This is a genomic window from Streptococcus mitis SK575, assembly GCF_000257865.1.
Classification (GTDB): Bacteria; Bacillota; Bacilli; order Lactobacillales; family Streptococcaceae; genus Streptococcus; species Streptococcus mitis_CQ.
In genome coordinates, this window is record NZ_AICU01000022.1 from 24585 (window position 1) to 50441 (window position 25857).

At 40.7% G+C, this 25857-nt stretch carries 31 protein-coding genes, 1 tRNA gene, 2 pseudogenes and 2 other annotated features (1 of these 36 cut by a window edge); of the genes and pseudogenes, 23 read left to right on the forward strand and 11 right to left on the reverse strand.

The genetic code is table 11. The features are described from left to right. Nucleotides 1–136 (forward strand) — a binding site (T-box leader) (it extends 90 nt beyond the left edge of the window). A gap of 63 nt (nt 137–199) precedes the next feature. The 8 genes from trpB (HMPREF1048_RS0102120) to trpA all read left to right on the forward strand — a co-directional run bounded on the left by trpB (HMPREF1048_RS0102120) (nt 200) and on the right by trpA (nt 7934). Continuing rightward, nucleotides 200–1381, forward strand: a complete 1182-nt coding sequence (gene trpB, locus HMPREF1048_RS0102120; protein ID WP_100207705.1) for a tryptophan synthase subunit beta — start codon at nt 200–202, stop codon at nt 1379–1381. Then, nucleotides 1378–1603 (forward strand) — a binding site (T-box leader). (Overlaps the previous gene by 4 nt.) Nucleotides 1604–1674: 71 nt before the next feature. Beyond that, a complete protein-coding gene (gene trpE, locus HMPREF1048_RS04500) occupies nt 1675–3036 on the forward strand; it encodes an anthranilate synthase component I (RefSeq protein ID WP_000439649.1) in 1362 nt (453 codons plus the stop codon). Further along, on the forward strand, nt 3033–3599 hold the full coding sequence (locus HMPREF1048_RS04505) for an aminodeoxychorismate/anthranilate synthase component II (protein ID WP_000601909.1): 567 nt from the start codon (nt 3033–3035) through the stop codon (nt 3597–3599). Before trpE ends, HMPREF1048_RS04505 begins: the two co-directional genes overlap by 4 nt. A gap of 10 nt (nt 3600–3609) precedes the next feature. After that, nucleotides 3610–4614 (forward strand): anthranilate phosphoribosyltransferase, encoded by a 1005-nt coding sequence (gene trpD, locus HMPREF1048_RS04510; protein ID WP_000658708.1) that lies wholly within the window; start codon nt 3610–3612, stop codon nt 4612–4614. Next, a complete protein-coding gene (trpC, locus tag HMPREF1048_RS04515; RefSeq protein WP_000076520.1) occupies nt 4611–5378 on the forward strand; it encodes an indole-3-glycerol phosphate synthase TrpC in 768 nt (255 codons plus the stop codon). The genes trpD and trpC overlap by 4 nt, the downstream gene beginning before the upstream one ends. After that, nucleotides 5365–5964: a phosphoribosylanthranilate isomerase gene (locus HMPREF1048_RS04520; protein WP_000169878.1), complete on the forward strand. Its 600-nt coding sequence runs from the start codon at nt 5365–5367 to the stop codon at nt 5962–5964. Before trpC ends, HMPREF1048_RS04520 begins: the two co-directional genes overlap by 14 nt. Then, nucleotides 5942–7165: a tryptophan synthase subunit beta gene (trpB, locus tag HMPREF1048_RS04525; protein ID WP_000331268.1), complete on the forward strand. Its 1224-nt coding sequence runs from the start codon at nt 5942–5944 to the stop codon at nt 7163–7165. Before HMPREF1048_RS04520 ends, trpB (HMPREF1048_RS04525) begins: the two co-directional genes overlap by 23 nt. Continuing rightward, nucleotides 7158–7934: a tryptophan synthase subunit alpha gene (gene trpA / locus HMPREF1048_RS04530; RefSeq protein WP_001127050.1), complete on the forward strand. Its 777-nt coding sequence runs from the start codon at nt 7158–7160 to the stop codon at nt 7932–7934. Before trpB (HMPREF1048_RS04525) ends, trpA begins: the two co-directional genes overlap by 8 nt. Here the strand turns inward: trpA and HMPREF1048_RS04535 are convergent. After that, a complete protein-coding gene (locus HMPREF1048_RS04535; protein WP_000564993.1) occupies nt 7906–8565 on the reverse strand; it encodes a prepilin peptidase in 660 nt (219 codons plus the stop codon). The two genes, trpA and HMPREF1048_RS04535, sit on opposite strands and share 29 nt — an antisense overlap. Before the next feature lie 69 nt (nt 8566–8634). Between HMPREF1048_RS04535 and HMPREF1048_RS04540 the strand changes: the two genes are divergently transcribed. Together HMPREF1048_RS04540 and HMPREF1048_RS13685 are read left to right on the forward strand one after the other, a co-directional pair. Continuing rightward, entirely contained in the window at nt 8635–9090 is a 456-nt protein-coding gene (locus tag HMPREF1048_RS04540) for a GNAT family N-acetyltransferase (RefSeq protein ID WP_004248425.1), read from the forward strand. Between the two features lie 15 nt (nt 9091–9105). Continuing rightward, nucleotides 9106–9401, forward strand: a pseudogene (locus HMPREF1048_RS13685) (transposase); the annotation flags it as partial. 109 nt (nt 9402–9510) lie between these two features. Here the strand turns inward: HMPREF1048_RS13685 and HMPREF1048_RS04545 are convergent. The 5 genes from HMPREF1048_RS04545 to HMPREF1048_RS04565 all read right to left on the reverse strand — a co-directional run bounded on the left by HMPREF1048_RS04545 (nt 9511) and on the right by HMPREF1048_RS04565 (nt 11452). Then, nucleotides 9511–9714: a CsbD family protein gene (locus HMPREF1048_RS04545; RefSeq protein ID WP_000109962.1), complete on the reverse strand. Its 204-nt coding sequence runs from the start codon at nt 9712–9714 to the stop codon at nt 9511–9513. Between the two features lie 30 nt (nt 9715–9744). Next, a complete protein-coding gene (locus tag HMPREF1048_RS04550; RefSeq protein WP_000064109.1) occupies nt 9745–10353 on the reverse strand; it encodes an Asp23/Gls24 family envelope stress response protein in 609 nt (202 codons plus the stop codon). A gap of 30 nt (nt 10354–10383) precedes the next feature. Next, the gene (locus HMPREF1048_RS04555; RefSeq protein WP_000455064.1) at nt 10384–10554 is read right to left on the reverse strand and encodes a DUF2273 domain-containing protein; all 171 of its coding nucleotides are present in this window, start codon (nt 10552–10554) and stop codon (nt 10384–10386) included. Nucleotides 10555–10564: 10 nt separating this feature from the next. Next, the gene (gene amaP / locus HMPREF1048_RS04560) at nt 10565–11137 is read right to left on the reverse strand and encodes an alkaline shock response membrane anchor protein AmaP (RefSeq protein WP_000030219.1); all 573 of its coding nucleotides are present in this window, start codon (nt 11135–11137) and stop codon (nt 10565–10567) included. A gap of 78 nt (nt 11138–11215) precedes the next feature. Next, nucleotides 11216–11452 carry a GlsB/YeaQ/YmgE family stress response membrane protein gene (locus HMPREF1048_RS04565; protein ID WP_025171909.1) on the reverse strand — a complete coding sequence of 79 codons (237 nt, stop codon included), beginning with the start codon at nt 11450–11452 and terminating at the stop codon, nt 11216–11218. Between the two features lie 374 nt (nt 11453–11826). On the opposite strand from HMPREF1048_RS04565, the pseudogene HMPREF1048_RS04570 reads away from it, so the two are divergent. Next, a pseudogene (locus HMPREF1048_RS04570) lies at nt 11827–12689 on the forward strand (helix-turn-helix domain-containing protein). 285 nt (nt 12690–12974) lie between these two features. On the opposite strand, the gene HMPREF1048_RS04575 reads toward HMPREF1048_RS04570, so the two are convergent. The 4 genes from HMPREF1048_RS04575 to HMPREF1048_RS04590 form a co-directional block, all read right to left on the reverse strand. Next, nucleotides 12975–13979 carry an NADP-dependent oxidoreductase gene (locus HMPREF1048_RS04575; RefSeq protein WP_000861517.1) on the reverse strand — a complete coding sequence of 335 codons (1005 nt, stop codon included), beginning with the start codon at nt 13977–13979 and terminating at the stop codon, nt 12975–12977. A 92-nt stretch (nt 13980–14071) separates the two neighbouring features. After that, nucleotides 14072–14503, reverse strand: coding sequence for an Rrf2 family transcriptional regulator (locus HMPREF1048_RS04580; RefSeq protein WP_000379854.1), 432 nt, complete (start codon nt 14501–14503; stop codon nt 14072–14074). 230 nt (nt 14504–14733) lie between these two features. Continuing rightward, nucleotides 14734–14806, reverse strand: a tRNA-Lys gene (locus HMPREF1048_RS04585). 264 nt (nt 14807–15070) lie between these two features. Further along, a complete protein-coding gene (locus tag HMPREF1048_RS04590) occupies nt 15071–16342 on the reverse strand; it encodes a replication-associated recombination protein A (RefSeq protein ID WP_001113229.1) in 1272 nt (423 codons plus the stop codon). Nucleotides 16343–16669: 327 nt separating this feature from the next. On the opposite strand from HMPREF1048_RS04590, the gene HMPREF1048_RS04595 reads away from it, so the two are divergent. The 10 genes from HMPREF1048_RS04595 (at nt 16670) to pepF (ending at nt 23924) form a co-directional block, all read left to right on the forward strand. Further along, on the forward strand, nt 16670–16861 hold the full coding sequence (locus HMPREF1048_RS04595; protein ID WP_000578034.1) for a hypothetical protein: 192 nt from the start codon (nt 16670–16672) through the stop codon (nt 16859–16861). A gap of 175 nt (nt 16862–17036) precedes the next feature. Further along, entirely contained in the window at nt 17037–17219 is a 183-nt protein-coding gene (locus HMPREF1048_RS04600; RefSeq protein ID WP_033630633.1) for a hypothetical protein, read from the forward strand. 118 nt (nt 17220–17337) lie between these two features. Then, entirely contained in the window at nt 17338–17517 is a 180-nt protein-coding gene (locus HMPREF1048_RS04605; protein ID WP_001132279.1) for a type II toxin-antitoxin system HicA family toxin, read from the forward strand. Nucleotides 17518–17553: 36 nt separating this feature from the next. Continuing rightward, nucleotides 17554–18006 (forward strand): type II toxin-antitoxin system HicB family antitoxin, encoded by a 453-nt coding sequence (locus HMPREF1048_RS04610; RefSeq protein WP_000961816.1) that lies wholly within the window; start codon nt 17554–17556, stop codon nt 18004–18006. A gap of 291 nt (nt 18007–18297) precedes the next feature. After that, a complete protein-coding gene (locus tag HMPREF1048_RS04615; RefSeq protein WP_000259333.1) occupies nt 18298–18768 on the forward strand; it encodes a DUF3013 family protein in 471 nt (156 codons plus the stop codon). 18 nt (nt 18769–18786) lie between these two features. Continuing rightward, nucleotides 18787–19854 carry a M50 family metallopeptidase gene (locus HMPREF1048_RS04620; RefSeq protein WP_000719482.1) on the forward strand — a complete coding sequence of 356 codons (1068 nt, stop codon included), beginning with the start codon at nt 18787–18789 and terminating at the stop codon, nt 19852–19854. Between the two features lies 1 nt (nt 19855). Beyond that, entirely contained in the window at nt 19856–20284 is a 429-nt protein-coding gene (locus HMPREF1048_RS04625) for an NUDIX hydrolase (protein ID WP_000451514.1), read from the forward strand. Between the two features lie 137 nt (nt 20285–20421). After that, entirely contained in the window at nt 20422–21372 is a 951-nt protein-coding gene (gene prmA, locus HMPREF1048_RS04630; RefSeq protein ID WP_004248406.1) for a 50S ribosomal protein L11 methyltransferase, read from the forward strand. A 1-nt stretch (nt 21373) separates the two neighbouring features. Then, nucleotides 21374–22117: a 16S rRNA (uracil(1498)-N(3))-methyltransferase gene (locus HMPREF1048_RS04635; RefSeq protein WP_001188196.1), complete on the forward strand. Its 744-nt coding sequence runs from the start codon at nt 21374–21376 to the stop codon at nt 22115–22117. Between the two features lie 10 nt (nt 22118–22127). Then, nucleotides 22128–23924 (forward strand): oligoendopeptidase F, encoded by a 1797-nt coding sequence (gene pepF, locus HMPREF1048_RS04640; protein ID WP_000435574.1) that lies wholly within the window; start codon nt 22128–22130, stop codon nt 23922–23924. Nucleotides 23925–24093: 169 nt separating this feature from the next. On the opposite strand, the gene HMPREF1048_RS04645 is transcribed toward pepF, so the two are convergent. After that, nucleotides 24094–24483 carry a nuclear transport factor 2 family protein gene (locus HMPREF1048_RS04645; protein ID WP_000106197.1) on the reverse strand — a complete coding sequence of 130 codons (390 nt, stop codon included), beginning with the start codon at nt 24481–24483 and terminating at the stop codon, nt 24094–24096. A gap of 150 nt (nt 24484–24633) precedes the next feature. Between HMPREF1048_RS04645 and HMPREF1048_RS04650 the strand changes: the two genes are divergently transcribed. Continuing rightward, nucleotides 24634–24966, forward strand: coding sequence for a winged helix-turn-helix transcriptional regulator (locus HMPREF1048_RS04650; RefSeq protein ID WP_001133064.1), 333 nt, complete (start codon nt 24634–24636; stop codon nt 24964–24966). Between the two features lie 11 nt (nt 24967–24977). Continuing rightward, nucleotides 24978–25769 (forward strand): DUF2785 domain-containing protein, encoded by a 792-nt coding sequence (locus HMPREF1048_RS04655; RefSeq protein ID WP_000284156.1) that lies wholly within the window; start codon nt 24978–24980, stop codon nt 25767–25769. Nucleotides 25770–25857: the final 88 nt, after the last annotated feature.

Genomic DNA, 25857 nt, shown 5'->3' on the forward strand with positions numbered 1-25857 from the left:
TTAAAAAATGAATTTGAAACAATGAAAATTCGGTGCGCACACCTTACAGTGCAACTTGTTGTTAGACAAGGCAGAGATGTAAAGGGGAATAGTCCCTTTATAATTGAGGTGGCACCGCGTTACCAACGCCCTCACACGGAATTTAATTCTGTGTGTGGGCTTTTTTCATATCTTGAAATCAATACAAAATGAGGAAAAAATTATGACAACTAAAGGTTATTTTGGACAATTTGGTGGTAGTTTTGTACCGGAGCCGATTCAGGCTTTGTTGGATGAGTTGGAAGTGACATTTGACAAGTATAAGGATGATCCAGAGTTTTTGGCAGAATTTCGCCATTACTTGAAGGATTATTCAGGTCGAGAAACACCGCTCTATTTTGCAGAAAGTTTGACAGAGCACTTAGGTGGCGCTAAGATTTATCTCAAGCGCGAAGACCTTAACCATCTTGGTTCTCACAAACTCAATAACGTTTTAGGACAAATTCTTCTTGCTAAACGCATGGGCAAAAAACGAGTGATTGCGGAAACAGGAGCTGGTCAGCACGGGGTTGCGACGGCGGCAACTGCAGCTAAGTTTGGTATGGCTTGTGATGTCTACATGGGGGCAGAAGATGTGGAACGCCAACGTCTCAATGTTTTCCGTATGGAGATGATGGGAGCAACTGTTCACGCAGTTGAAACAGGGACTCGTACCCTCAAAGATGCTGTTGATGCAGCCTTTGGAGCATGGATGAATGACCTTGAAGCCTTTTATGTTCTGGGATCTGCTGTGGGACCTCACCCATATCCAACCATTGTTCATGAGTTCCAAAAGGTCATCAGTGAAGAATCTCGCCGTCAAATCTTAGAAAAAGAAGGTCGTTTACCAGACTACGTTATTGCCTGTGTAGGTGGTGGCTCTAATGCCATCGGTGCTTTTTCTCAGTATGTGGCTGATGAAGAAGTTAAATTGGTTGGGGTTGAAGCTGCTGGTTACGGACTTGATACAGACAAGCACGCAGCTACTATGACAAAAGGTAGTATCGGAATTGTTGATGGCATGAAGACTTATGCAGTCTTTAAGGAAGATGGAGAGCTGGCTCCAGTTTACTCTATCTCAGCTGGATTGGACTATCCAGGGGTTGGCCCAGAACACGCCTACTTCAAAGATTCAGGTCGCGTGGAATATGTGGCTGCGACGGATGAAGAAGCTGTTCAGGCTCTCCTCCTTCTCAGCAAGACTGAAGGGATTATCCCAGCGATTGAAAGCTCACACGCTATCGCAGAAGCAGTTAAACGTGCACCGAAACTAAGTAAAGACGACATTATCATCATCAATGTCTCTGGTCGTGGAGACAAGGACGTAGCTGCGATTGCAGACTACCTAGAAGCTAAAAAATAATAGATGGAAAAATTACAGTCCTTTCTCTCACAGAGAGCTTGTGGTTGCTGGAAACAAGCAGAGAAAACTGTAAGGTTGGGTCCATCTGAAACGAGAGAAGAAAACATAATTCTCAAGGGAGTGCCCTTTATCGCACAGCCTGTTACAGGAGGTATCTGAGACAGGAATGAGAGATAGGAGAAATCCTATAATTGAGGTGGCACCGCGAATTTCGTCCTCACGCAAGTTGTTTTGCGTGGGGATTTTTCATACAGTCGCCACGGACTAGAAGTAGAACTGAAAGGGAAATTACAATGGAACGAATCATTCATGGAGATGTCTTATCACCAATCTTGGCTTATATGCGCCTAAAGGGGCAACACAAGGTTATCTTAGAGAGTATTCCGAGAGACAAGGAAACAGCTCGTTTTTCTATCTTAGCTTATAATCCAGTTTTTGAGATTAAGTTTGAAAATGGAGTTCTCTATCAAAATGGGCAAGTGATTGATCGGGATCCCTTGGATTTCCTTTATGAAGTGACTCATAAGAGTCAGCACCATTCAGATCTACCTTTTGGTGGTGGGGCAATTGGTTTTGTTGGTTACGATATGATTTCGCTTTATGAAGAAATTGGTCAAATTCCTGAAGATACAATTGGAACGCCAGACATGCATTTCTTCGTTTATGAGAGTTACATGGTCTTTGACCACAAGAAGGAGAAAATCCATGTCATCGAGGATACTCTCTATAGTGAGCGAAGTCAAGAAGACTTGGAAAAAGCCTTAAACCAAGTGCTTGAGGAATTACGCATTCCTGCTCCAAATGAATTTGAAGACTTGGATCTATCTCCGTTAGACTTCAAACCCCATATCGCTCCTCAGAAGTTTGAGGAAATGGTGGAAACAGCTCGTGACTTGATTCGTAATGGCGATATGTTCCAATGTGTACTCAGCCAGCGTTTCTCAGCAGAAGTTACTGGAAATCCATTTGACTTCTACAGAAATCTCCGCGTGACTAATCCTTCTAATTACCTTTATTTCTATGATTTTGGGGATTATCAAATCATCGGTGCCAGTCCAGAAAGTTTGGTTTCAGTTAAAAATGGCATCGTGACAACCAATCCGATTGCAGGTACGCGACCAAGAGGAGCTACGGATGAAGAAGACAAGGCTTTGGCGACAGACCTGCTTTCGGATGAGAAGGAAACAGCAGAGCATCGAATGTTAGTAGACTTGGGACGTAACGATATTGGTCGCATCTCTGAAACGGCCAGTGTCCAAGTCACTAAGTATATGGAAGTGGAGCTTTTCCGTTATGTCATGCATTTGACCAGCGTGGTCAAGGGGCGTTTGCTTCCAGAACTCACTGCCATGGATGCTTTGAAAGCAACACTTCCAGCTGGAACAGTTTCAGGAGCACCAAAGATTCGAGCGATGAGACGCATCTATGAACTGGAAACGGAAAAACGGGGCGTATACGCAGGAGCAATCGGCTACTTGTCTGCGACGGGTGATATGGACTTTGCCATTGCCATCCGAACGATGATTCTCAAAAATCAAACAGCCTATGTGCAGGCTGGGGCAGGGATTGTCTATGACTCCATCGCCCAAAACGAATACCAAGAAACCATTAACAAAGCAAAATCTATGACTAGAATTGGAGAACTAAGACCATGATTTTATTGATTGACAACTATGATTCTTTTACCTATAACTTGGCCCAATACATTGGGAATTTTGCAGAAGTTCAGGTTTTGAGAAATGATGATCCCAAGCTGTATGAAGAAGCTGAAAAAGCAGATGGTCTGGTCTTTTCTCCTGGTCCTGGTTGGCCAGTTGATGCTGGAAAGATGGAAGACATGATTCGTGACTTTGCTGGCAAGAAGCCGATTCTTGGAATTTGTTTGGGGCACCAAGCCATTGCAGAAGTCTTTGGTGGTAAGTTAGGTTTGGCTCCAAAAGTCATGCATGGGAAACAGAGCAATATCAGCTTTGAAGCGCCATCTGTTTTGTATCAAGGTATCGAGGATGGTCGTGCGGTCATGCGTTATCACAGTATTTTGATTGAGGAAATGCCAGAAGACTTTGAAGTGACAGCTCGTTCTACTGATGATCAAGCCATCATGGGGATTCAACATAAAAACCTACCGATTTATGGCTTCCAGTACCATCCAGAGAGCATTGGAACGCCAGATGGCTTGTCTTCTATTCGGAATTTTATCGAGAAGGTTGTAAAGTGAGGAAACTAGGATGAAAGAGATTATTGAAAAACTAGCAAAATTTGAAAATTTATCAGGTGTGGAAATGACGGATGTCATCGAGCGTATCGTAACTGGCCGTGTAACGGAGGCGCAGATTGCTTCTCTCCTCTTGGCCCTTAAGATGAAGGGGGAAACACCTGAAGAACGCACAGCCATTGCCCAAGTCATGAGAGGGCATGCCCAACATATTCCAACTGAGATTCATGATGCCATGGACAACTGTGGTACAGGTGGGGACAAGTCTTTCAGCTTTAACATCTCCACAACTGCAGCCTTTGTCTTGGCTGGTGGTGGTGTTCACATGGCCAAGCATGGTAACCGCTCGATTTCTTCTAAATCTGGTTCTGCAGATGTCCTAGAAGCCTTGGGCATCAACCTAGACCTCAAACCAGCTGAACTAGGTAAGGTCTTTGATAAAACTGGCATCGTCTTTCTCTTTGCTAAAAATATGCACCCAGCTATGAAATACATCATGCCAGCTCGTTTGGAACTAGGAATTCCAACGATTATGAACTTGACTGGTCCCCTGATTCATCCAATGGCTTTGGAAACACAGCTTCTTGGAATTAGCCGTCCAGAACTTCTAGAAAGTACAGCTCAGGTTTTGAAAAATATGGGTCGCAAACGTGCCATCGTGGTTGCTGGGCCAGAAGGATTGGATGAAGCTGGTTTGAATGGAACAACCAAGATTGCACTTCTTGAAAATGGCGAAATCACCCTATCAAGCTTTACTCCAGAAAATTTAGGGATGGAGCGCTACGCTATCGAAGATATTCGTGGTGGGAATGCTCAGGAAAATGCAGAAATTTTGCTCAGCGTTCTTAAAAACGAACCAAGTCCATTCTTGGAAACGACAGTCTTAAATGCTGGTCTTGGTTTCTATGCTAATGGTAAGGTTGATAGCATCAAGGAAGGAGTTGCCTTGGCCCGTCAAGTGATTGCTAGTGGCAAGGCCCTTGAAAAACTCAGACTGTTACAGGAGTACCAAAAATGAGTCAGGAATTTTTAGCACGAATTTTGGAGCAAAAGGCGCGTGAGGTTGAGCAGATGGAGCTGGAGGAAATCCAGCCTCTGCGCCAGACCTACCGCTTGGCTGACTTTTTGAAGAATCATCAAGATCGCTTGCAGGTGATCGCTGAAGTTAAGAAAGCTAGCCCTAGTCTGGGAGATATCAATCTCGATGTGGATATTGTGCAACAGGCCCAGACTTATGAAGCAAACGGCGCAGTGATGATTTCAGTTTTGACAGATGAGGTTTTCTTTAAAGGGCATTTGGATTATCTACGGGAGATTTCCAGTCAGGTAAACATTCCAACGCTCAACAAGGACTTTATCATCGATGAAAAGCAAATCATCCGCGCTCGCAATGCAGGTGCAACGGTCATCCTACTCATTGTGGTAGCCTTGTCTGAAGAACGTCTCAAGGAACTTTATGACTATGCGACAGAGCTTGGTCTGGAAGTCTTGGTGGAAACTCACAATCTAGCTGAACTAGAAGTGGCTCACAGACTTGGTGCCCAGATTATCGGGGTCAATAACCGCAACTTGACCACCTTTGAAGTTGACTTGCAGACCAGTGTAGACTTGGCTAAACATTTCAAAGATGATTGCTTGTACATTTCTGAATCTGCTATTTTCACAGGGCAGGATGCGGAACGAGTAGCGCCATACTTTAACGGAATTTTAGTTGGGACAGCTCTTATGCAGGCAGAAGATGTAGCCCAGAGAATCAAGGAGTTGCAGATTGACAAAGGTTAAAATTTGCGGACTATCGACCAAAGAAGCGGTGGAAACAGCCGTTTCAGCAGGAGCCGACTACATCGGTTTTGTCTTTGCACCTAGTAAAAGACAGGTGACTTTGGATCAGGCTGCTGAGCTGGCAAAGCTTATTCCTGCAGATGTCAAAAAGGTTGGTGTATTTGTTTCACCAAGTCGGGCAGAACTGCTAGAAGTCATTGACAAAGTTGGCTTGGACTTGGTTCAAGTTCATGGTCAGGTGGCAGATGATTTATTTGAGAATTTGCCTTGTGTCAGTATTCAGGCTGTGCAGGTGGATGGAGAGGGACATGTCCCCAATTCTCAGGCAGACTATATCCTCTTTGATGCCCCTGTGGCAGGGAGTGGCCAGACCTTTGACTGGGGGAAATTGGATACGACAGGACTAACTCAGCCTTTCTTTATCGCAGGTGGGCTTAACGAAGACAATGTAGTAAAAGGAATTCAACACTTTACTCCCTATGCAGTAGATGTATCAAGCGGAGTGGAGACAGATGGACAAAAAGATCATGAAAAGATTAGAAGATTTATAGAGAGGGTAAAGAATGGCATATCAAGAACCAAATAAAGATGGATTTTACGGAAAATTCGGTGGACGTTTCGTCCCAGAAACATTGATGACAGCAGTTTTGGAGTTGGAGAAGGCCTACCGTGAAAGTCAGGCAGACCCAAGTTTCCAAGAGGAATTAAACCAACTCTTACGCCAGTATGTGGGACGTGAAACTCCGCTTTACTACGCAAAAAATTTGACTCAGCATATCGGCGGAGCCAAGATTTATCTTAAACGTGAAGACCTCAACCATACAGGTGCCCATAAGATTAACAATGCCTTGGGACAAGTTTTGCTTGCTAAACGCATGGGTAAAAAGAAAATTATCGCTGAAACAGGTGCTGGTCAGCATGGTGTGGCCACTGCAACTGCTGCAGCCCTCTTTAACATGGAATGTACCATCTACATGGGTGAGGAAGATGTTAAACGCCAAGCCCTCAATGTCTTCCGTATGGAGCTTTTGGGAGCTAAGGTTGAGGCAGTGACAGACGGTTCGCGCGTGCTCAAGGATGCGGTCAATGCAGCCCTTCGTTCATGGGTAGCAAATATCGATGATACCCACTATATCCTTGGTTCTGCCTTGGGGCCTCATCCTTTCCCAGAAATCGTTCGAGACTTCCAAAGTGTCATCGGTCGAGAAGCTAAACAACAGTACCGTGACTTGACAGGTCAAGATCTGCCAGATGCCCTAGTAGCCTGTGTTGGTGGTGGTTCTAATGCCATCGGTCTCTTCCATCCCTTTGTAGAAGATGAGTCTGTAGCTATGTATGGGGCTGAAGCAGCAGGACTTGGTGTAGATACAGAGCACCACGCAGCTACCTTGACCAAGGGTCGTCCGGGTGTCCTTCACGGTTCTCTCATGGATGTTCTCCAAGATGCCCATGGTCAAATTCTTGAAGCCTTCTCTATCTCAGCAGGTTTGGACTATCCTGGTATCGGTCCAGAACATTCTCACTACCACGATATTAAACGTGCCAGCTATGTCCCTGTGACAGACGAAGAAGCCTTGGAAGGATTCCAGCTCTTGTCTCGTGTGGAAGGGATTATCCCAGCCTTGGAATCTAGCCACGCTATTGCTTTTGCGGTGAAATTGGCCAAAGAACTCGGACCAGACAAGTCCATGATTGTCTGTCTATCAGGTCGTGGGGACAAGGATGTGGTTCAAGTCAAAGACCGCTTGGAAGCAGATGTAGCAAAGAAGGGAGAAGCTCATGCCTAAGACACTAACAAAAAAATTAAACGCTATAAAAGCAGCTGGAAAAGGAATTTTCGTTCCCTATATCATGGCTGGTGACCACGAAAAAGGTTTGGATGGTCTCGCTGAAACAATCCACTTTTTAGAAGATTTGGGTGTTTCAGCTATTGAAGTGGGTATTCCCTTTTCAGACCCAGTTGCAGATGGGCCTGTTATCGAAGAAGCAGGCTTGCGCAGTCTAGCGCATGGGACTTCTACCCAGGCTTTGGTTGAAACCTTGAAAACCATTGAAACAGAGGTTCCGCTGGTCATCATGACCTACTTCAACCCCCTCTTTCAGTACGGTGTGGAGAACTTTGTCAAAGATTTGGCAGCTACAGCGGTTAAGGGCTTGATTATTCCAGACCTGCCTCATGAACATGCTAATTTTGTAGAGCCATTTCTGGCAGACACAGACATGGCCTTGATTCCCCTAGTTAGTTTGACAACAGGAATTGAACGCCAGAAAGAGTTGATTGATGGGGCAGAAGGATTCGTCTATGCGGTTGCTATCAATGGGGTGACAGGGAAATCAGGCAATTACCGTGCAGATTTGGACAAGCACTTGGCACAACTTCATCAAGTGGCCGACATCCCAGTCTTGACAGGTTTTGGCGTATCTAGTCAGGATGATGTGGAACGCTTCAATACGGTGTCCGATGGCGTTATCGTCGGTTCAAAAATCGTAAAAGCTCTCCACGAGGGAGAGCCGATTGAGGACTTTATCAAACAAGCAGTAGCTTACCAAAAATAATCACGCAAGCAGCGAGTAAGAGGAAAGGCACAAAAGAAAGTCTTTCCTTTTTCTTTTTCAGGAGAAAGGCTAGAATCCCCGTCGCAGAAGCAAACTGAATCAAGATGAGTAACTCCGTTGCGCTAAAGATGAGAGAACAAGAAGCTAAAAAGAGAAAATCCCCTGCGCCCATGCGGATATCGATAAAATGAGCCACAATTCCAAGAGCAAGGAAGAAAATCATGACCAGATTCCAGCCGGAGCAGACCATTAGGAGTAGATGAAAGACAATCCAGACCAGTAAGGGATATTCCTGATGGCGAAAGTCGTAGATGCCCAAGGTCAAACCAGCAGTGATTAGGATGACTTGACTCAAGGAAAGTAATTCCCAAGAGTAAAGCAGAAAGAGGAGTCCTAAGCCTAGTTCAAAGAGGGCATACCAGACAGGATAAGGAGCCTTGCAGTAGCGACAGCGAAAGCGATTGAAGACCTGCGAGAGAATCGGAATCAAATCTAAGGGACGCAAGGGAGTCTGACAGGAATCGCAGTGACTAGCAGGTTGGATAATGGATTGCTCTGGAAAACGGTCAATGACCAAACCAAGAAAGGAAGCGAGAATGCTCCCGACAAGAAAAAAATAAAAATCAATCATACTTATCTATTCGTAAAAAATGGGAGAAGTAGTATAATGGAGAAATATAGATCAGATGGGGAGGTCAAGATGACAATTCGTTTTGAAGAAAATGTGAGCACAGAAAATGCTCAGCTCGTATGCCAATGGTCCAACTCCCTTGGCAAGTCTTTTCAAGAACAATGGGTGGGAATAATGATTCCTTTTCCCTTGACTATCCAAGCCTTGCAAGAGTTGGAAGGAATCTTTTCAATCTTTGATGGACAAGAGTTTGTGGGGCTTATCCAGAAAATCAGGCTAGAAGACAGGAATCTTCATATTGGAAGATTTTTTATCAACCCCCGGAAACAGGGGCAAGGCTTAGGTAGCCAGGCTTTAAGGAAATTTGTTAGTTTGACCTTTGAAAATGGAGACATAGATAGTATTTCTCTAAATGTCTTCGAGGCAAATCAAAGAGCTCAGAATCTTTACCAAAAAGAAGGATTTGAAATCGTTCAAATAGTTGAAGCACCTGAACGGAAATACATCATGGAAAAGAGTAGATAGAAAGTAAAAATCCTTGAAATCAATGTTGACTGCGATGATGAACCTGAATCAGCCCCTCAAAAGGGACAGTATATGAATGAACGTTACCAGTGTTTAAAAACTAAAGAATATCAGGCACATTTATCTTCCAAGGGTAGATAAATTTTCGCTAAACGTAAGATTGATATGAAATCTGTCTTTGGGCAGATAAAGGTTTGTTTGGTTATAAGAGATGTTATCTGAGAGGTAAGCGTCAAGTGAGAATTGACATGGGATTCGTACTCATGGTCAACAACCTGCTGAAATATAATAAGAGAAAGAGGCAAAATTAAAAAGCTAGAGTTCCGCAATTGGAAATCTCTAGCTTTTTGTTTTCTGAGAATCATCTTAATTCAGACTCTTTTGACTAATGTTACTAAAAAGATAAAGTAACTTTTAGCCTTATTTATTGTCGCCACTCAACATGTTTTTAACACCTTCGATAGCACCTTCTACAGCGTCTTTGGCATCTTCAGCAACTTCTTTTACTTTAGAAACAACTTTTTCAGCTGCTCCTTCTTTTTCCATTTTTTCATCACCGATGACTTTCCCAACACCTTCTTTAATAGAACCTTTAGCTTGATTTAATTTTTCTTCTACTGACATGATAATTTCTCCTGTTATATTTATTTTATCTTAGTTTACACGAGTTTTTTCGTGAGATACTACACCATTTGCTGCACCTTTAACAGCTTCTACACCTTCGCTAACTTTTTCTTGAACAGTTGAGAAACCAGATCCAAGACCAGATTTAGCTTTTTCGAATTGTTCTGAAGCGAATTCTCCTGTTGATTCAGCAACGTCAGATACGCGATCTTGAAGGCTTACTGAGTCTGCTTCATGTTGTTCTTTAGTTTTGATGTCAACAACGTTTACGTTGATTTCAACAACTTCCAAGTCAGTCATTTTAGCAACTTCTGAAGATACGATTTCTCTGATTTCTGAATATAAAGCTGGAACATTTTTTTGGTACTCAGCAATAATGTTTAAGTCAACTGCGACTTGTGTTTTACCAACTTCTACGTTAACACCACTTGTTACGTCATCGCTGTTAACGATTTTTTCTTTAAGATTTGAGAAGAAACCACCGTCGATTCCCAAAAGACCTGAAACGTTTTCTAGTGATAGACCAATGATTTTTTGGATAACTTTATCTTCGTAAGTAAGTTCCCCTTTGATTTCGTGAGCTACAGCAGTAGCATCTTTCTTTTCTACGTTAGTGTTAATGTTTTTTTCGTTTGACATATGAAACTCCTTTAATTAAATTAGTAATTTTTATTTATCTATATAGTTTTTTTCGATATATAATCCAGCTGCAACTCCCAGTGCTCCTAAAATCAATACAAATATTGTTTTGAAGAAGCCAAAGGAGATAATCAAACAAGCGAGAAATACGCCTATGAGACCTGCGATTATTGGATATCGATATTGTTTAAGCCATTCCATTTTTACTTCCTTACTTTACACGACTAGCAGTTTTTTTCTTTTGAGCTTTAGGCTGTGGCTGATAGTCTTTTACCAAGACGTCCAATTTCACCTGACGCTCAATACCAAAGAATTGCTTTAATCCATTAGCTATTTCATTTTGAATTAGTTGGCATCTGTCAGCGATGTTGTCCGAAGGAAGAATTTTACCTTCTACATGAACGAAACATTTATTTTTTCGTAAATTTACATGAACAGTTGGGTTCTTGATCAATCCATGATCACTCACCAAACTTCTAACAAAACCTTCAATTGCCGAATTCTTTAATTTTAATGTATCGTTTTTAGTTTCAAGTTGAATTTCCAAATAACGTTTAGGATAAAACAACACAACTAACATTGATAACAAAACTAAAGTTGATAGAGCCACTATCCCCCAGAATATATATCTAGAGAGATAGAATTCAACGAAATGATTCTGTCTCCAGCTAAATAGCTGAATGCCTAGATCACTAACTTGATGATAATCTATCAAAACAGGAAGGAAAATTGTCAAGATTAAAATACAGAAAATAATGAAACATATTTTCTTTGCTTTTGACATATACAATCCTTTCGATTTAACATTTAAACTATTTTTACCCGTCTAATCTATTTAAAAATAGTTTATTACTACAAGTAATTATTTTTTACCTGTAAAGAATGATACTACAGTAACAACAATTGCTGCTCCTGCAATAGATGGGATTAAAGCCATTCCAGCGATGGATGGGCCCCAACTACCTAAAAGGGATTGTCCTACAGATGCCCCGACTAAACCAGCGAATACATTTGCGACGATTCCCATAGAACTACCTTTTTTAGTGATTCTACCTGCTACAAGTCCAATAAGACATCCAGCAATGATTGACCACAATATTGCTTACCCTCCTTTTTTATTTTAATATCAAAAAATAAATCAATTCCTTTGATTACTACTATTATATAATTTTGATATAAAATAATCAATTATTTTGATTATTATGTAATTTTAATATAAAAAATCAAATTCTTTGATTGTTGCTATTATATAATTTTTAAAATTAAAAATATAATCTTTCGACTTGAATTTGATTCTGTATTCACGCCCTCAATAGACGGTAAAATAAGAAAATTGTTTATATATTGTCTCTGTAGTGTTATTATACGAAATAAAAGATTTTAGGGAAAGTCGTTATATCATGCTATACCTATTCTTTGTGGTATAATTGCAAGAGGTTTAATCCGATAATTTATAAAGAGAGAAAGACATTCATGAGAGATTTATTATCTAAAAAAGTCATAGGCAATTAGAATTATTATTTGAACATAAACGTTGGTTTCATCGTTCTGAACTAGCAGAGTTATTAAATTGTACAGAACGTGCAGTCAAAGATGATCTATCACATGTTAAATCTGCTTTTCCTGACTTGATTTTTCATTCTTCGACTAATGGTATACGCATTATTAATACCGATGATAGTAATATTGAAATGGTTTACCATCATTTCTTTAAGCATTCAACTCATTTTTCGATTTTAGAATTTATCTTCTTTAATGAATGTTGTCAAGCTGAAAGTATTTGTAAAGAATTTTATATCAGTTCATCTTCGCTCTATCGTATTATTAGCCAAATCAATAAAGTGATTAAAAAGCAATTTCAATTTGAAATCAGTCTGACCCCTGTTCAAATCATTGGAAATGAGAGAGACATTCGTTACTTTTTTGCACAATATTTTTCAGAAAAATATTATTTTCTAGAATGGCCATTTGAAAATTTTTCATCAGAGCCCCTATCTCAATTGTTAGAATTGGTTTATAAGGAAACAAGCTTTCCAATGAATTTGTCAACGCATAGAATGCTAAAGCTGCTCCTGGTTATGAGTAATTTTGATCAGTATTATGCAAAATCCGTTGCAGAGACACTTTTTTATTATTGTAGCAACAATTTTGAACTTGAAGTTTGGACTGAATTAGAATTATCAAAGGAATCTATAGAAGAATCGCCTTATGATATCATCATTTCTAATTTTATTATTCCTCCGATTGAGAATAAGAGACTGATCTATTCCAATAATATAAATACGATCTCACTCATATCTTTGTTAAATGACATGATGTTTATTCGACTAGATTAGTGAGTGAAAGAAGACTCCATCCATGTCTAGGGTAGATTTCCTATAGATAGGTGGAGTCTTTTTGAATATGAAACAGTTCATTTTTATCATTAGCAGAGTTACTAGTTCCATTCATTTGTATGCTAGTCAATGACGAAGGTCCTCATTACTTGTAACCTCGATGACATAGTATGCTAGGTATGACAAACCTTGCTGACGTTTGGTTAGCCCTTTTTCGGAACACTTATTCACTGCCAAGTGACGAATTGATTTTTTGTAGTAAGATATGACATTGTGTTTTCTTTTTTATTTCTTAAAGCTGAGGACTGTTTTTCCACGTGAGCGACCATTAGCTACCTTGTCTAAGGCGCTATTTACCTTTTCAAATGGATAAACTGTATCGATAGAGGGTTTGATTTCTAATTTACTAAAGAGGTCAGCTACCTCTTGTAATTGAGCGCCATTGCTTTCTACAAAGATAAAATGGTAGTGAACGCCGTATTTGTCAGCTATCTTATCAAATTTGCGACCCACTAGTCCAAGTAAGATTTGTTTCCATTTTGGTAGATTCATGCGTTTGGCAAAGGCACCGTTTGGCATGGCACGAAGTGAAACAAGCTGTCCACCTTTTTTCATGATAGACATTTGTTTTTCAGTTTCAGCTCCACCGAGAGTATCGAGGACATAATCCACCTGGCTAACGGTTTTTGTGTAATCCTCTGTTTTGTAATCGATAAATCTATCTACTCCTAGTTTCAAGACACGCTCAGCGTTATCTCCAGAACCGTTGGTAATGACCTTCAAACCTTTGGCCTTGGCAATCGGAATGGCCATGCCACCGACACCACCAGTCCCACCAGAAATAAAGATCGTTTTCCCAGCTTGAGCACCCATGAGGTCAAGAGCCTGCATGATAGTCAGGGCAGTAAGCGGAACAGCAGCAGCCTCCTCGTCTGATAGATAGTCTGGAACCTTGGCTAAGGCTTGGCTATCGACAGCTAGGTATTCTGCAAAGGCTCCGATATGATCAAGTAGCAGACGGCCAAAGACACGGTCTCCTACCTGAAAGTTGTTAACTTTCTTGCCAATGCTTTCAACGATCCCAACGACCTCATTACCTGCAGTTTGAGGAAGTTTGTAAGGAGCAATCATCTTGACTTCACCACGAGAGATCATGTTATCGAGAGGATTAACCCCGGCTGCGGTGACTTTCACCAAAACTTCTTTGTCTGTAATACTTGGTTTAGCGATTTCTGTGATGTTCAGTGTGATATTGTTTTTGTTATAAGTAGTGTGTTGTGCGACTTTCATGTGTTTTCTCTTTTCTTTTTTAATATAATTAAATAGACTTGTATTTGATACAAGTTCATGTTATTTCCAGTAAAAACTGACTTGTTATCAAATCAGTTTCGGACTTGTTTGGCTTGTTTATATAGATTGTCAATGACATCTTCTAAAGTTTGATTTGCTAATTCCTTCTCTAATTGAGATTCGGCACTAGCGAAAAGCGGTGAAACTGCTCCTTGGATATGTTTTCCAACGGGACAATCGGGATTACTATTTTGATGAACAGGGAATAAACTAATGTGATTGATTTCTTGAGTAGCATAGTAGATCTCTAGTAGAGTCATTTTCTTTGGAGACTTACTGAGTTGATAGCCTGTTTTTCCTTGTTGAGAATGAATCAAATCTGCATTTTTCAATAAGGCAATCACCTTTCGAATGTAACTAGCGTTAGTCCCAACACTAATAGCTAGTGCTTGAGAACTTAAGGTTTCCTTGCTTTCACTAATCATTGTTAAGATATGCAAAGCAACTGAGAATTTTGTATCCATCTGAACTCCTCTTTTAATGAACTTGTATCAGGAACAAGAACAAGTATAGCATAAATTAAAAGAAAAGCAAGACTTTTGTTTTAAATTTTTTAAAATTTTAAGTGCAATCAGATTAGAGCTGTCTGGAAAGGGTGTTTACAAAATTATATCTTTACTATCCATTGGTTGACCAAAAGTAGAACAGATAAGAAAAAAAGCCTTTAAATAAGGCTTTCTCCTGTTGATTTAGATGCCCCCTACAGGGATCGAACCTGTGACCCACGGATTAAGAGTCCGCTGCTCTGCCAGCTGAGCTAAGGAGGCAAAGAAAAAAGCTGTATTGGTGCCGAAACTTCACGGTTTGTATTGAACCCGCGCAATTAAGCAGGTGGGCAACTCGCTCTAACTGAAGCTGTTTCCGTGTGAGACGGCCTACATGCTGTTAGAAGACTTTTGTTTCCCTAATAATACAAAAAATAGTCGGTCAACACTTAAGTGTGAAGTCGTACACCACAGCGTTTCTATGTTTATATGATACCACTTTTTCAAAAAAAATCAAGAGGAAAATGCAATTTTTTGAAAAGGATTTCAGATTTTTCGCAAATGGTCGATAGCTTCCTTTCTTTGAGCCAAAGCCCGTTCATATTTACCAGTATCTTCTGCTTGGAAATAGTGATGATTACGAATTTTTTCTGGCAGATAGTCTTGCTTGACCCAATTTCCAGGATAGTTGTGTGGATAGAGATAGTCTTGGGCATTCCCTAGTTCCTTGCTTCCACTGTAGTGCCCATCACGCAGGTGTCGCGGAATAGGCAAGTGCCCTGATGTTTTGAGGTCGGCAAGTGCCTTATCCATAGCTAGATAGGCTGAGTTGGATTTTGGAGAAAGGGCCAAATCAATGACGACATTGGCAATGAGAATGCGGGCTTCTGGGAAACCAATCCTTTGTGCAGCATCTAGAGCAGTTACGGTATGAATTTGGGCCTCAGGATTGGCTAAGCCGATATCTTCATAGGCGATAATAGTCAAGCGACGAGCGAGACTTGGCAAATCACCAGCCTCAATCAAGCGAGCAGCATAGTGGAGACTGGCATCCACATCCGAGCCACGGATAGACTTTTGCAGGGCTGAGAGAACATCATAGTGGCCATCTCCATCCTTATCCATAGTGATGTAGCTTCGCTGTAGGCTATTTTCCATGATGTCGAGGGTGATATGGCGGATGCCCTCGTCATTCTCAGGGGTAGAAAGAACAGCCAAGTCCAGTGAGTTAAAGGCAGAGCGAAGGTCTCCGTTTGTAGAGGTAGCAATGAAATCCAGCGCATCCTCATCTAGTTCTACTGGAAAATCAAAACCACGTTCAGGGTTATTTAGAGCTATCTGAAGTGCCTCTTTGACGTCTTGGTTAGACAGAGGTTCCAACTCAAAAATTTGAACACGACTGCGAATGGCAGGAGTGACAGAAAAGAAAGGATTTTCAGTCGTAGCGCCAATCATAATGACCAGTCCACTTTCCAAGAGAGGCAAGAGGAAGTCTTGCTTGGTTTTATCTAGTCTATGAATTTCGTCAAGGAGTAGTACAAGTCCCCCTGAGAATTTAGCTTCTTCCGCGATTTCTTGAAGTCGTTTTTTACTATCAACTGTCGCATTGAAAGTTCGAAAGGCATACTTAGTATTCCCAGCGATGGCAGAGGCAATACTGGTCTTGCCGATTCCCGGAGGTCCATAAAGAATCATGGAAGACAGGCGGTTGGCTTCCACCATGCGACGAATGATTTTTCCTTGTCCGACCAGATGCTCCTGACCGATGACCTGGTCAATGGTTTTAGGGCGCATGCGAAGCGCGAGATTGTCTGGCATAGCAGTCCTTTCTAACGTGGATTTTAGTTTCATATTTTTTGAGTAGAATGACTCATCTAATATATCTTACTATGTCCATTCTAGCCTATTAGTTGTGATATTTCAATGGTTTTGTAATATTCAGGGTGTGAGATAGAATCTTTTTGACTATTTAATTGGATGAGGAGAGGTATCAGCATTCCCTTAAAGCTCAAAATGTGATAGTTGAGTCTAAAGAAGTGTAATTACTGATTTGAGAAATAACATTGCTAAATGTTATTGCATGAACTATAATGAAAAGAGAGGTAATAAGTAGTGGAAATAATGGAATTACCAAGTTAGGAAGTTTTGATTTTTACAAAACAAATTCGTCATTGGATTCTTAGTGATCAAGTTATTTCAGGAAAAAGAAAATTTTTCTTCCGGGAAGATACTCCAAAAGAGATTTTAGATTTGTACGAAAACATTAAATCTAAACTTGATTTTGCTTACCAAGAAGTTCATTCTAATAATTATGAATTGGAAAAATATGAAAAATAGAATAATTGGTGTTTTTAAAGTAGTAAGTCGTCTTCTTGTAATATAGTGGAATGAAATAGAAACCGAACAAATCAAGTAGGGAATTCAAACCAATTTCTAACAATGTTTTAGAAACCTTGGCGTACTATTCCAAATTCAATAAACTACAACTGTTAAAAATCCTGATTTCGAAGACTTGAGAGTTAATCAATTTGTAAAAATTGGAGATAAAAAGTATAGAGTACGCAGTGTTCCTATGATTCATTCAACTCCGCCTCAGTCTGTCTTAAATCGAGATACTTTTACAATTGACTATACAAATGATGAATGGATCGAGAAAGAAGCAGTATTTACCACTCAAAAAAATAGACATGAATAAATTGGCTACCCTTAGAACCACATCTAGGAGCTTTTATGTATAAGAGAATAATAAGTATCACTCCTTTACAATACGTGTAGCACGTGTTATAATGGTGTTGTCAGGAGGTAAAAGCGCTATGCCTATGACACAAAAAGAGATGGTCAAACTTCTTACGGCTCATGGTTGGATAAAAACCAAAGGCGGTAAAGGCTCCCATATTAAAATGGAGAAGCAAGGGGAAAGACCTATCACAATCCCTCATGGTGAACTGAATAAGTACACTGAAAGAGGGATAAGAAAGCAAGCTGGGTTGTAAAATTCAGCCCCTGCTTTTTGATATGGAGGTAGTGAAATGTTAGTGACATATCCAGCTTTATTTTATTATGATGATACAGATGGGGTAAAAGCGACTTATTTTGTTCATTTCCCAGATTTTGAATACTCAGCTACACAAGGTGCGGGGATTTCTGAGGCTTTAGCTATGGGTTCGGAGTGGTTAGGAATTACTGTCGCAGATTTAATAGAGAGTGATAGAGATTTGCCCCAGCCATCAGATATCAATAGCTTGTCTTTAATTGATAATGATCCTTTTAAAGATGATGAAGATTTCGTGTCAACCTATGACCTTGATAAATCTTTTATTTCTATGGTATCTGTTGATGTATCAGAGTACTTAGGAAGTCAGGAACCAATTAAAAAGACCTTGACCATACCAAGATGGGCAGATAAGTTGGGACGAGAAATGGGACTTAACTTTTCTCAGACTTTGACAGACGCTATTGCAGATAAGAAAATACAAGCATAAGATTAAGTGTGACATCGTGGGAATGGCCAATAAAAAAGCACATCTAATTGTGCTGGTTACTTGTCTATTGATTTTATAGATTTCTTAGCCCTTTCGAGGGCTTTTTGTGTTGAGTTTTTGGAAAAAATAAAGAAATCAGACTGTTAAGAAAATCACTAATACCAAGGGTTTAAATGAGGTAATATGGTATAATTAGGACATAAAATAATTTTGTGGTAAGATGGTAGTATCTATTTTAGCATATTTCCGAGCAATCGGGGCGATTTAAGAGTCGCATAGAAAGAGGACAAAATGGTAACATATGGATTTTTAGATGTTTTAGAGGAAGAGTTGGAGAAGAACTTTCCCTTTGACTTTGAGATTAGTTGGGACAAGCGTAACCACGCGGTTGAAGTGAGTTTTCTATTGGAAGCGCAAAATGCTGCAGGTGTGGAGATGGTGGATGAAGACGGAGAGGTTTCATCGGATGATATCCTATTTGAGGAAGCAGTCCTTTTTTACAATCCTGCCAAATCAACAGTCAATGAGGAAGACTATTTGACGGTCATTCCTTACCTACCTAAAAAAGGATTTTCTCGCGAATTTTTAGCTTATTTTGCGCTATTCCTTAAAGATACTGCCGAGGTTGGACTAGATGCCCTTATGGACTTTTTGGAAGACCCAGAAGCAGAAGAATTCGTCATGGAATGGAACCAAGAAGTCTTTGAAGAAGGAAAAGTCGGCTTGGAAGAGGGGGAGTTTTATCCTTATCCGAGATACTAGGAGTTGGATGGAGATTTTATGAAGAAAATTGGGATTTATTTGGTTTATGTGCTAGCTATTGTCTGTATTATGCTGGCTTTTGCTTGTGGAACAATCGCATTTGCAGAGTTGGGGTATTCCGCAGTTTTAGTCTTTACTTTTGGTTATGCCTTCGCTCTTCTAAGTATATATTTAATCTTTATTCTTCATGAGCTGGGACATGCTTTTTGTGGTTACTTGACAGGCTATCGGCTGGTGGCTTTTGGATTAGGACATTTTATTTTGACCAAAAAGTCAGGCAGGTTTCATCTTAGTAGAACAGCCATTCTGAAAAATGTTGGTGCTCAATACATTGGTTTAAAAGAGGATGAAAGTGATCAAAGAATCATCCTGATGCTTTCAGGAGGATTGATGGTTCATCTCAGCTTGATATTATTGGCGATAGTGTTTGGATTTTTGACAAGAAGCTGGTATTTTGCAGGGACTTGGATTTTTCTTAATTTGTCTTTCTTCCTAAATAACATTTTGCCAGTCGGCATCACCGATGGAGCAAAAATTTGGGAATTGCTACAACACCCTGCAAATATGAAATACGCCTACCTGATGTTGAGGCATTCTGCCCAGACCTTGCTAGCTCCTCAAGAATATGATTTAAAAGACTTTATCATGTCTGTTGATGAGGAGGCGAGAGGGAGTTTTGCAGAAAGTGTTCAGACTCTTCAGGGCTTGGTATTCATATTGGACGATAATATAGAGCTTGCAAAGCAACAGTTTCAGTCTGTGCTAGAGAAAACAGATAATCCAATGTCTAAAACTAGTTCTCAATTATACCTTCTTCAAATTGCTCTGATGGAAGGAGATAATAAGAAAGCGGAAGAATATGCAAGTATTCGAGGGGTCAAATCCTTTTTATCTCTAAAAACAGCAGATATGCAGGTCATTCAAGCTTGGTATCAATTTAAGGTAAAGAAAGATGTAGTTCAAACTCACAAGGCTATGAAGATTGCTAGACAGAAAATGAATAGCAGCCGGATGTTACGGGATGAGAAAAGCTATTATCAAAACTGGTTATTCGAGCTGGGAAAGGAATTAACCGAAGGAGTCTAACATGGAAGTAGAGATTTCTGATTTCACAGGCTGTAAGATTGCTTTGTTTTGTGGGGATAGGCTCCTGACCATCTTACGCGATGATAAGGCAAGCATTCCCTGGCCCAATATGTGGGAACTGCCAGGCGGTGGACGTGAAGGTGATGAAAGTCCTTTTGAGTGCGTGGCGCGTGAAGTTTATGAAGAACTGGGAATTCATCTGACTGAGGATTGTCTGCTTTGGAGTAAGGTTTATCCAAGTATGCTTTTTGCAGATAAACAATCTGTATTTCTAGTCGGTCAGTTGACACAGAACCAGTTTGACAATATTGTATTTGGAGATGAAGGGCAGGGCTATCAGTTGATGAATGTCGAGGAATTTCTTAGTTCCAGTCAAGTTGTACCTCAGTTGCAAGAGAGATTAAAAGATTATTTAAAAGTAAGTGATTAGAAAGGATGGTTCAGTTAAATTTCTAAACTGAACTCGCCCTAAACACTGTGCCAAAAAGATAAACTTCTCTTAGACATAAGCGTCTTCAGAGAATTTCCTATTTTGGCTTTGTGTTTTACGGGCTTGGTATCTTAATGATGGAAACATGGCAAGAGTTAAAAGTTACAGTTAAGCGTGAGGGGGAGGAATTGGTTTCCAACCTCCTGATTGAGCTGGGAGCGCAAGGTGTTGCGATTGAAGACAGCATGGACTATGTGGGAAATGTCGACCGCTTCGGCGAGATTTTCCCAGAGGTTGAGCAGCAAGAAGAAATCGTTGTGACAGCCTATTACCCTGAAACGGTAGATGTGGAAGTGGTTGAGGCAGACTTGCAGGCTCGCTTAGCAGAATTGACAGATTTTATGGATTTGGGAGAGGTCAAGATGGGGACAACTGCCTTGGCTGAGGAAGATTGGGCTGACAATTGGAAGAAATACTATGAACCCGCTCGTATCACTCATGACTTGACCATCGTGCCGTCTTGGACAGACTATGAGGCGACTGCGGGAGAAAAGATTATCAAGCTGGATCCAGGTATGGCGTTTGGTACTGGGACGCATCCAACAACTAAGATGAGCCTCTTTGCCTTGGAACAGATTCTTCGTGGTGGGGAAACAGTGCTAGATGTGGGGACTGGATCAGGCGTCCTCTCTATTGCTAGCTCGCTACTTGGTGCTAAGGAAATTTTCGCCTATGATCTAGATGATGTGGCAGTTCGTGTTGCTCAGGAAAATATTGAACTCAACCCTGGTATGGAAAATATCCATGTAGCTGCTGGAGACTTGCTCAAGGGTGTTGAGATTGAAGCAGATGTCATCGTGGCTAATATCTTGGCGGATATCCTTATTCATCTGACGGAGGATGCTTACCGCTTGGTCAAGGATGAAGGCTATCTCATCATGAGTGGGATTATCAAGGACAAGTGGGACATGGTGCGAGAGTCAGCTGAGTCAGCTGGATTTTTCCTCGAAACTCACATGGTTCAAGGGGAATGGAATGCCTGTGTCTTTAAGAAAACCAAGGATATTTCCGGTGTGATTGGAGGCTAGCATGCAGCAGTATTTTGTCAAAGGTAGTGCAATCTCTCCTGTCACCATCGAGGACAAGGAAACCAGCAAGCATATGTTTCAGGTTATGCGCTTGAAAGAAGATGATGGGGTTACTTTGGTCTTTGATGATGGAATTAAGCGCTTGGCGCGTGTGCTGGATGTAGAAAATCGTCAGTTTGAGTTGGTTGAAGAGTTAGCTGACAATGTGGAACTACCCGTTCAAGTGACCATTGCATCTGGATTTCCCAAGGGGGACAAGCTGGAGTTCATTACGCAAAAAGTGACGGAACTAGGTGCCAGTCAAATCTGGGCCTTTCCTGCCGATTGGTCAGTTGCCAAATGGGATGGCAAGAAATTGGGTAAAAAGGTTGAAAAACTAGAAAAAATTGCCCTTGGAGCAGCAGAGCAAAGTAAGCGTAATGTTGTTCCAAGTATCAAGCTTTTTGAGAAAAAATCAGACTTTCTAGCTCAACTAGACCAGTTTGACTCTATCATAGTAGCCTATGAAGAGTCGGCCAAAGAAGGAGAAGCCGCTGCGCTTTTACAAGCAGTCGCTGGTCTTGAAAAAGGAGCCAAACTGCTCTTTATCTTTGGTCCAGAAGGTGGTCTCTCACCTGCAGAAATTGAGAGTTTCGAAGCTAAGGGAGCAGTCTTGGCAGGTCTTGGTCCTCGTATTTTACGAGCAGAAACAGCACCACTTTATGCCTTATCAGCCCTTAGTGTTTTATTAGAATTAGAGAAATAAGAGGAAGAAAATGGAACAAAAACACCGTTCAGAATTTCCAGAGAAGGAACTTTGGGATTTAACAGCCCTATACCAAGACCGTGAGGATTTCTTACGTGCAATCGAGAAGGCTCGAGAAGACATCAATCAATTTAGCCGTGATTACAAAGGTAATCTTCATACTTTTGAGGATTTCGAGAAGGCCTTTGCAGAATTGGAACAAATCTACATTCAGATGAGCCATATTGGTAACTATGGATTCATGCCTCAGACGACAGACTATAGCAATGACGAATTTGCCAATATTGCCCAAGCTGGGATGGAATTTGAAACAGACGCCAGCGTGGCCTTGACCTTTTTTGACGATGCCTTGGTGGCAGCAGATGGGGAAGTCTTAGACCGTTTGGGTAAATTGCCACATTTAACAGCTGCCATTCGTCAGGCCAAAATCAAAAAAGCCCACTATTTAGGGGCTGATGTGGAGAAGGCCTTGACCAATCTTGGTGAAGTTTTCTACAGTCCGCAGGATATTTACACTAAGATGCGAGCTGGGGATTTCGAAATGCCTGACTTTGAAGCTCATGGCAAGACCTACAAAAACAGCTTTGTTACTTATGAGAATTTCTACCAAAATCATGAGGACGCTGAGGTTCGTGAGAAATCCTTCCGTTCCTTCTCAGAGGGACTTCGTAAGCACCAAAATACGGCTGCTGCAGCCTATCTAGCTCAGGTTAAGTCTGAAAAACTATTGGCAGATATGAAGGGCTACGAATCAGTTTTTGACTATCTTCTAGCTGAACAAGAAGTGGACCGTGCCATGTTTGACCGCCAGATTGACCTCATCATGAAGGATTTTGCACCCGTTGCTCAGAGATACCTCAAGCATGTTGCCAAGGTAAATGGTCTTGAAAAGATGACTTTTGCAGACTGGAAATTGGATTTGGATAGTGCCCTCAATCCTGAAGTGACCATTGACGACGCCTATGATTTGGTCATGAAGTCGGTAGAACCTTTGGGACAAGAATATTGTCAGGAAGTTGCTCGCTATCAAGAAGAGCGCTGGGTGGACTTTGCTGCCAACAGTGGCAAGGATTCTGGTGGTTATGCGGCGGATCCATATCGCGTTCATCCATATGTCCTCATGAGCTGGACAGGCCGTTTGAGCGATGTCTATACCTTGATTCATGAAATCGGGCATTCTGGTCAATTCATCTTTTCAGATAATCATCAGAGTTACTTCAATGCTCACATGTCGACCTACTATGTCGAAGCGCCGTCAACTTTCAATGAATTGCTTCTCAGTGATTACTTGGAGCACCAATCTGACGACCCTCGTCAAAAACGCTTCGCTCTTGCTCACCGCTTGACAGACACCTACTTCCATAACTTTATTACCCACCTCTTGGAAGCAGCCTTCCAGCGTAAGGTGTATACATTGATTGAAGAAGGGGAGACCTTTGGAGCAAGCAAGCTCAACAGCATTATGAGGGAAGTTTTGACGGATTTCTGGGGAGATGCCATTGAAATCGATGATGATGCAGCTTTGACTTGGATGCGCCAAGCTCACTATTACATGGGCTTATATAGTTACACCTACTCGGCAGGACTAGTCATCTCGACAGCTGGTTACCTCCATCTTAAAAACTCTGAGAATGGAGCTGAAGACTGGCTTAATCTCCTCAAATCAGGTGGTAGCAAGACACCGCTTGAGTCAGCTATGATTATCGGAGCTGATATTTCAACAGATAAACCACTCCGTGATACCATTCAATTCTTGTCAGACACGGTTGACCAGATTATCGCCTACAGTGCCCAGTTGGGAGAGTAAATTAAAAGAGTCTGGGACAAAAGTCTAACCTTAAATAAAAAAAGCGAACAAAACGAGTTATCTGAAACTCAGAATTCTGTTTTGTTTGCTTTTTTATCTAATCTATCGATTTTAAAAATTTATAATAAAGAATTCCTAAAATCAAAATTTTTTGTCCTGGCCTCTTAAATTATCCCCAAAAGCTATCTTCTTCAGCTTGATCTGAAGAGAAGAGCCAAACTTCTTTGATTTTTCCGTCTTCAATGCGGAAGAGGTCAATCCCGTTCATATTGAGTTCAGTACCATCAGCACGTGTTCCAAGAAAAGTAACATTGGCTGCGATTAAATCCTTATTGTCAGAAACCCAATTTGTTATCACCTTAAAGGTTCCATTAGTTTTCTCAGCAAATGTAGCCAGGTGAGTTCCTAGCTTGTCCTTACCAACAACTGTACCAGATATACTATGAGTACCAGGTTGATGCCAGATAATATCGTCTGCCATCGTTTCAAAGACACCAGGAAAGTCACCAGCAATTAAAGCTTGGTTATAAGCATTGAAAATTTCTAAGTTTGTTGACATATCTATTCTCCATTTCTTTTTATGATATAATTGTAACAGTTACAAACAAAAAAACAAGTAGACACTTTTTTGATAGCTAGTATCAAAAGTGGTACTATTATTGATACTAAAAGATAAATTTTTTTAAAAAAAATAGAAAGAAGATATTTTATGCCAAATAAAGTGAGTGAGTATGGTATTTGTCCATTTGCGACAACGCAGAGGGTTTTAACGGGGAAATGGGCACTGGTAATCATTTATCAGTTGAGTACGGGTACCAAACGATTTAAAGAATTGCAGAGATTATTGCCTGGGATTACTCAAACTATTTTGACCCGTCATCTCCGTCAATTAGAAAAGGATAAGATTGTTCAACGAAAGGTCTATGCCGAAGTTCCACCACGAGTTGAGTACAGCTTAACCGAAATGGGGCAGGAATTCAGAGTTGTCTTAGATGCTGTCGAGAAATGGGGTCTAGATTATATCAAGTTGCTAGAAATGTAGAGATATTGACCATGTATCAAGAGTTACTTAGAAAAATAGCAGAAGAAAAAACAAGTTATGACCAGAAGGAAATCCAGTGGTTGCTTGATCATTTGGGAGATCCTTCTCCAGAAATTCGCGATGACCTTGTTTTTACAAGCTTTGCTAGAGGGATTCAGGAAAAGCTATTTACACAGGAACAATTTCATTTCATTGCTGAAGAGATTTCATCTGATGGAGGGTTAGATAAAGAGATTGATAAGGTAGGCCTGTCAACACTTGAACGTTCTTTTAGGGCGCTTATTTATGCAAATCTCTTGTCTGCAGATGCCAACCAGCAATCGGTTTTTTATCAGGGATTAAAAGCAGAAATTCGTAATGTCCTTTTAAATCAAGGTTTGTACTATCTTTCAAAAGAAAAGGATACAACTGGTTTTTCAAGCCAGTATGGTTGGGTTCATGCTTTTGCACATGGAGCCGATTTACTGACAGAGGTGGTTTGTCATCCAGACTTTCCTAAAAACAGAGTTCATGAAGTATTTGAGATACTTGGCCAACTATTTAAAAGAGTTTCGATTCGCTTTACAGATGATGAGGATTGGCGTTTAGCCAGAGTGCTTTATGAACCGATTTTACAAGGGAAGTTGGAGCAAGAGCAAGTGACTTCTTGGATAAAAACTGTTGACTTTCCGATAGAAGAAAGGGAAGATTTTTATAAATTTTCCAACTTCAGATCCTGTCTGTTGGAAGTCTATGTCCAACTTGACCAGAGAAATAGTTTACAAGATGACTTGAAAGAAGCTATCCAGTCTTTTCAATACTAGGGATAAGCTAATATTGCCTATTGAGAGAGTTTCTATTGTATCCTCCTAACTAATAATGAAAACTAATAAAAGAGGTTGAATCATTTTC

What these genes read in the sequence shown, in the direction of transcription:
- HMPREF1048_RS04625 (WP_000451514.1), top strand. Translation starts at nt 19,856, where the DNA reads ATGGAAGTAGAGATTTCTGATTTCACAGGCTGTAAGATTGCTTTGTTT.
- HMPREF1048_RS04580 (WP_000379854.1), bottom strand. Translation starts at nt 14,503, where the DNA reads ATGGATACAAAATTCTCAGTTGCTTTGCATATCTTAACAATGATTAGT.
- HMPREF1048_RS04615 (WP_000259333.1), top strand. Translation starts at nt 18,298, where the DNA reads ATGGTAACATATGGATTTTTAGATGTTTTAGAGGAAGAGTTGGAGAAG.
- HMPREF1048_RS04535 (WP_000564993.1), bottom strand. Translation starts at nt 8,565, where the DNA reads ATGATTGATTTTTATTTTTTTCTTGTCGGGAGCATTCTCGCTTCCTTT.
- HMPREF1048_RS04575 (WP_000861517.1), bottom strand. Translation starts at nt 13,979, where the DNA reads ATGAAAGTCGCACAACACACTACTTATAACAAAAACAATATCACACTG.
- HMPREF1048_RS04610 (WP_000961816.1), top strand. Translation starts at nt 17,554, where the DNA reads ATGTTAGTGACATATCCAGCTTTATTTTATTATGATGATACAGATGGG.
- HMPREF1048_RS04540 (WP_004248425.1), top strand. Translation starts at nt 8,635, where the DNA reads ATGACAATTCGTTTTGAAGAAAATGTGAGCACAGAAAATGCTCAGCTC.
- HMPREF1048_RS04590 (WP_001113229.1), bottom strand. Translation starts at nt 16,342, where the DNA reads ATGCCAGACAATCTCGCGCTTCGCATGCGCCCTAAAACCATTGACCAG.
- trpD (WP_000658708.1), top strand. Translation starts at nt 3,610, where the DNA reads ATGAAAGAGATTATTGAAAAACTAGCAAAATTTGAAAATTTATCAGGT.
- trpA (WP_001127050.1), top strand. Translation starts at nt 7,158, where the DNA reads ATGCCTAAGACACTAACAAAAAAATTAAACGCTATAAAAGCAGCTGGA.
- amaP (WP_000030219.1), bottom strand. Translation starts at nt 11,137, where the DNA reads ATGTCAAAAGCAAAGAAAATATGTTTCATTATTTTCTGTATTTTAATC.
- HMPREF1048_RS04550 (WP_000064109.1), bottom strand. Translation starts at nt 10,353, where the DNA reads ATGTCAAACGAAAAAAACATTAACACTAACGTAGAAAAGAAAGATGCT.
- HMPREF1048_RS04605 (WP_001132279.1), top strand. Translation starts at nt 17,338, where the DNA reads ATGCCTATGACACAAAAAGAGATGGTCAAACTTCTTACGGCTCATGGT.
- trpB (WP_000331268.1), top strand. Translation starts at nt 5,942, where the DNA reads ATGGCATATCAAGAACCAAATAAAGATGGATTTTACGGAAAATTCGGT.
- HMPREF1048_RS04645 (WP_000106197.1), bottom strand. Translation starts at nt 24,483, where the DNA reads ATGTCAACAAACTTAGAAATTTTCAATGCTTATAACCAAGCTTTAATT.
- HMPREF1048_RS04505 (WP_000601909.1), top strand. Translation starts at nt 3,033, where the DNA reads ATGATTTTATTGATTGACAACTATGATTCTTTTACCTATAACTTGGCC.
- HMPREF1048_RS04635 (WP_001188196.1), top strand. Translation starts at nt 21,374, where the DNA reads ATGCAGCAGTATTTTGTCAAAGGTAGTGCAATCTCTCCTGTCACCATC.
- HMPREF1048_RS04545 (WP_000109962.1), bottom strand. Translation starts at nt 9,714, where the DNA reads ATGTCAGTAGAAGAAAAATTAAATCAAGCTAAAGGTTCTATTAAAGAA.
- prmA (WP_004248406.1), top strand. Translation starts at nt 20,422, where the DNA reads ATGGAAACATGGCAAGAGTTAAAAGTTACAGTTAAGCGTGAGGGGGAG.
- HMPREF1048_RS04650 (WP_001133064.1), top strand. Translation starts at nt 24,634, where the DNA reads ATGCCAAATAAAGTGAGTGAGTATGGTATTTGTCCATTTGCGACAACG.
- HMPREF1048_RS04555 (WP_000455064.1), bottom strand. Translation starts at nt 10,554, where the DNA reads ATGGAATGGCTTAAACAATATCGATATCCAATAATCGCAGGTCTCATA.
- HMPREF1048_RS04655 (WP_000284156.1), top strand. Translation starts at nt 24,978, where the DNA reads ATGTATCAAGAGTTACTTAGAAAAATAGCAGAAGAAAAAACAAGTTAT.
- trpC (WP_000076520.1), top strand. Translation starts at nt 4,611, where the DNA reads ATGAGTCAGGAATTTTTAGCACGAATTTTGGAGCAAAAGGCGCGTGAG.
- trpE (WP_000439649.1), top strand. Translation starts at nt 1,675, where the DNA reads ATGGAACGAATCATTCATGGAGATGTCTTATCACCAATCTTGGCTTAT.
- HMPREF1048_RS04620 (WP_000719482.1), top strand. Translation starts at nt 18,787, where the DNA reads ATGAAGAAAATTGGGATTTATTTGGTTTATGTGCTAGCTATTGTCTGT.
- pepF (WP_000435574.1), top strand. Translation starts at nt 22,128, where the DNA reads ATGGAACAAAAACACCGTTCAGAATTTCCAGAGAAGGAACTTTGGGAT.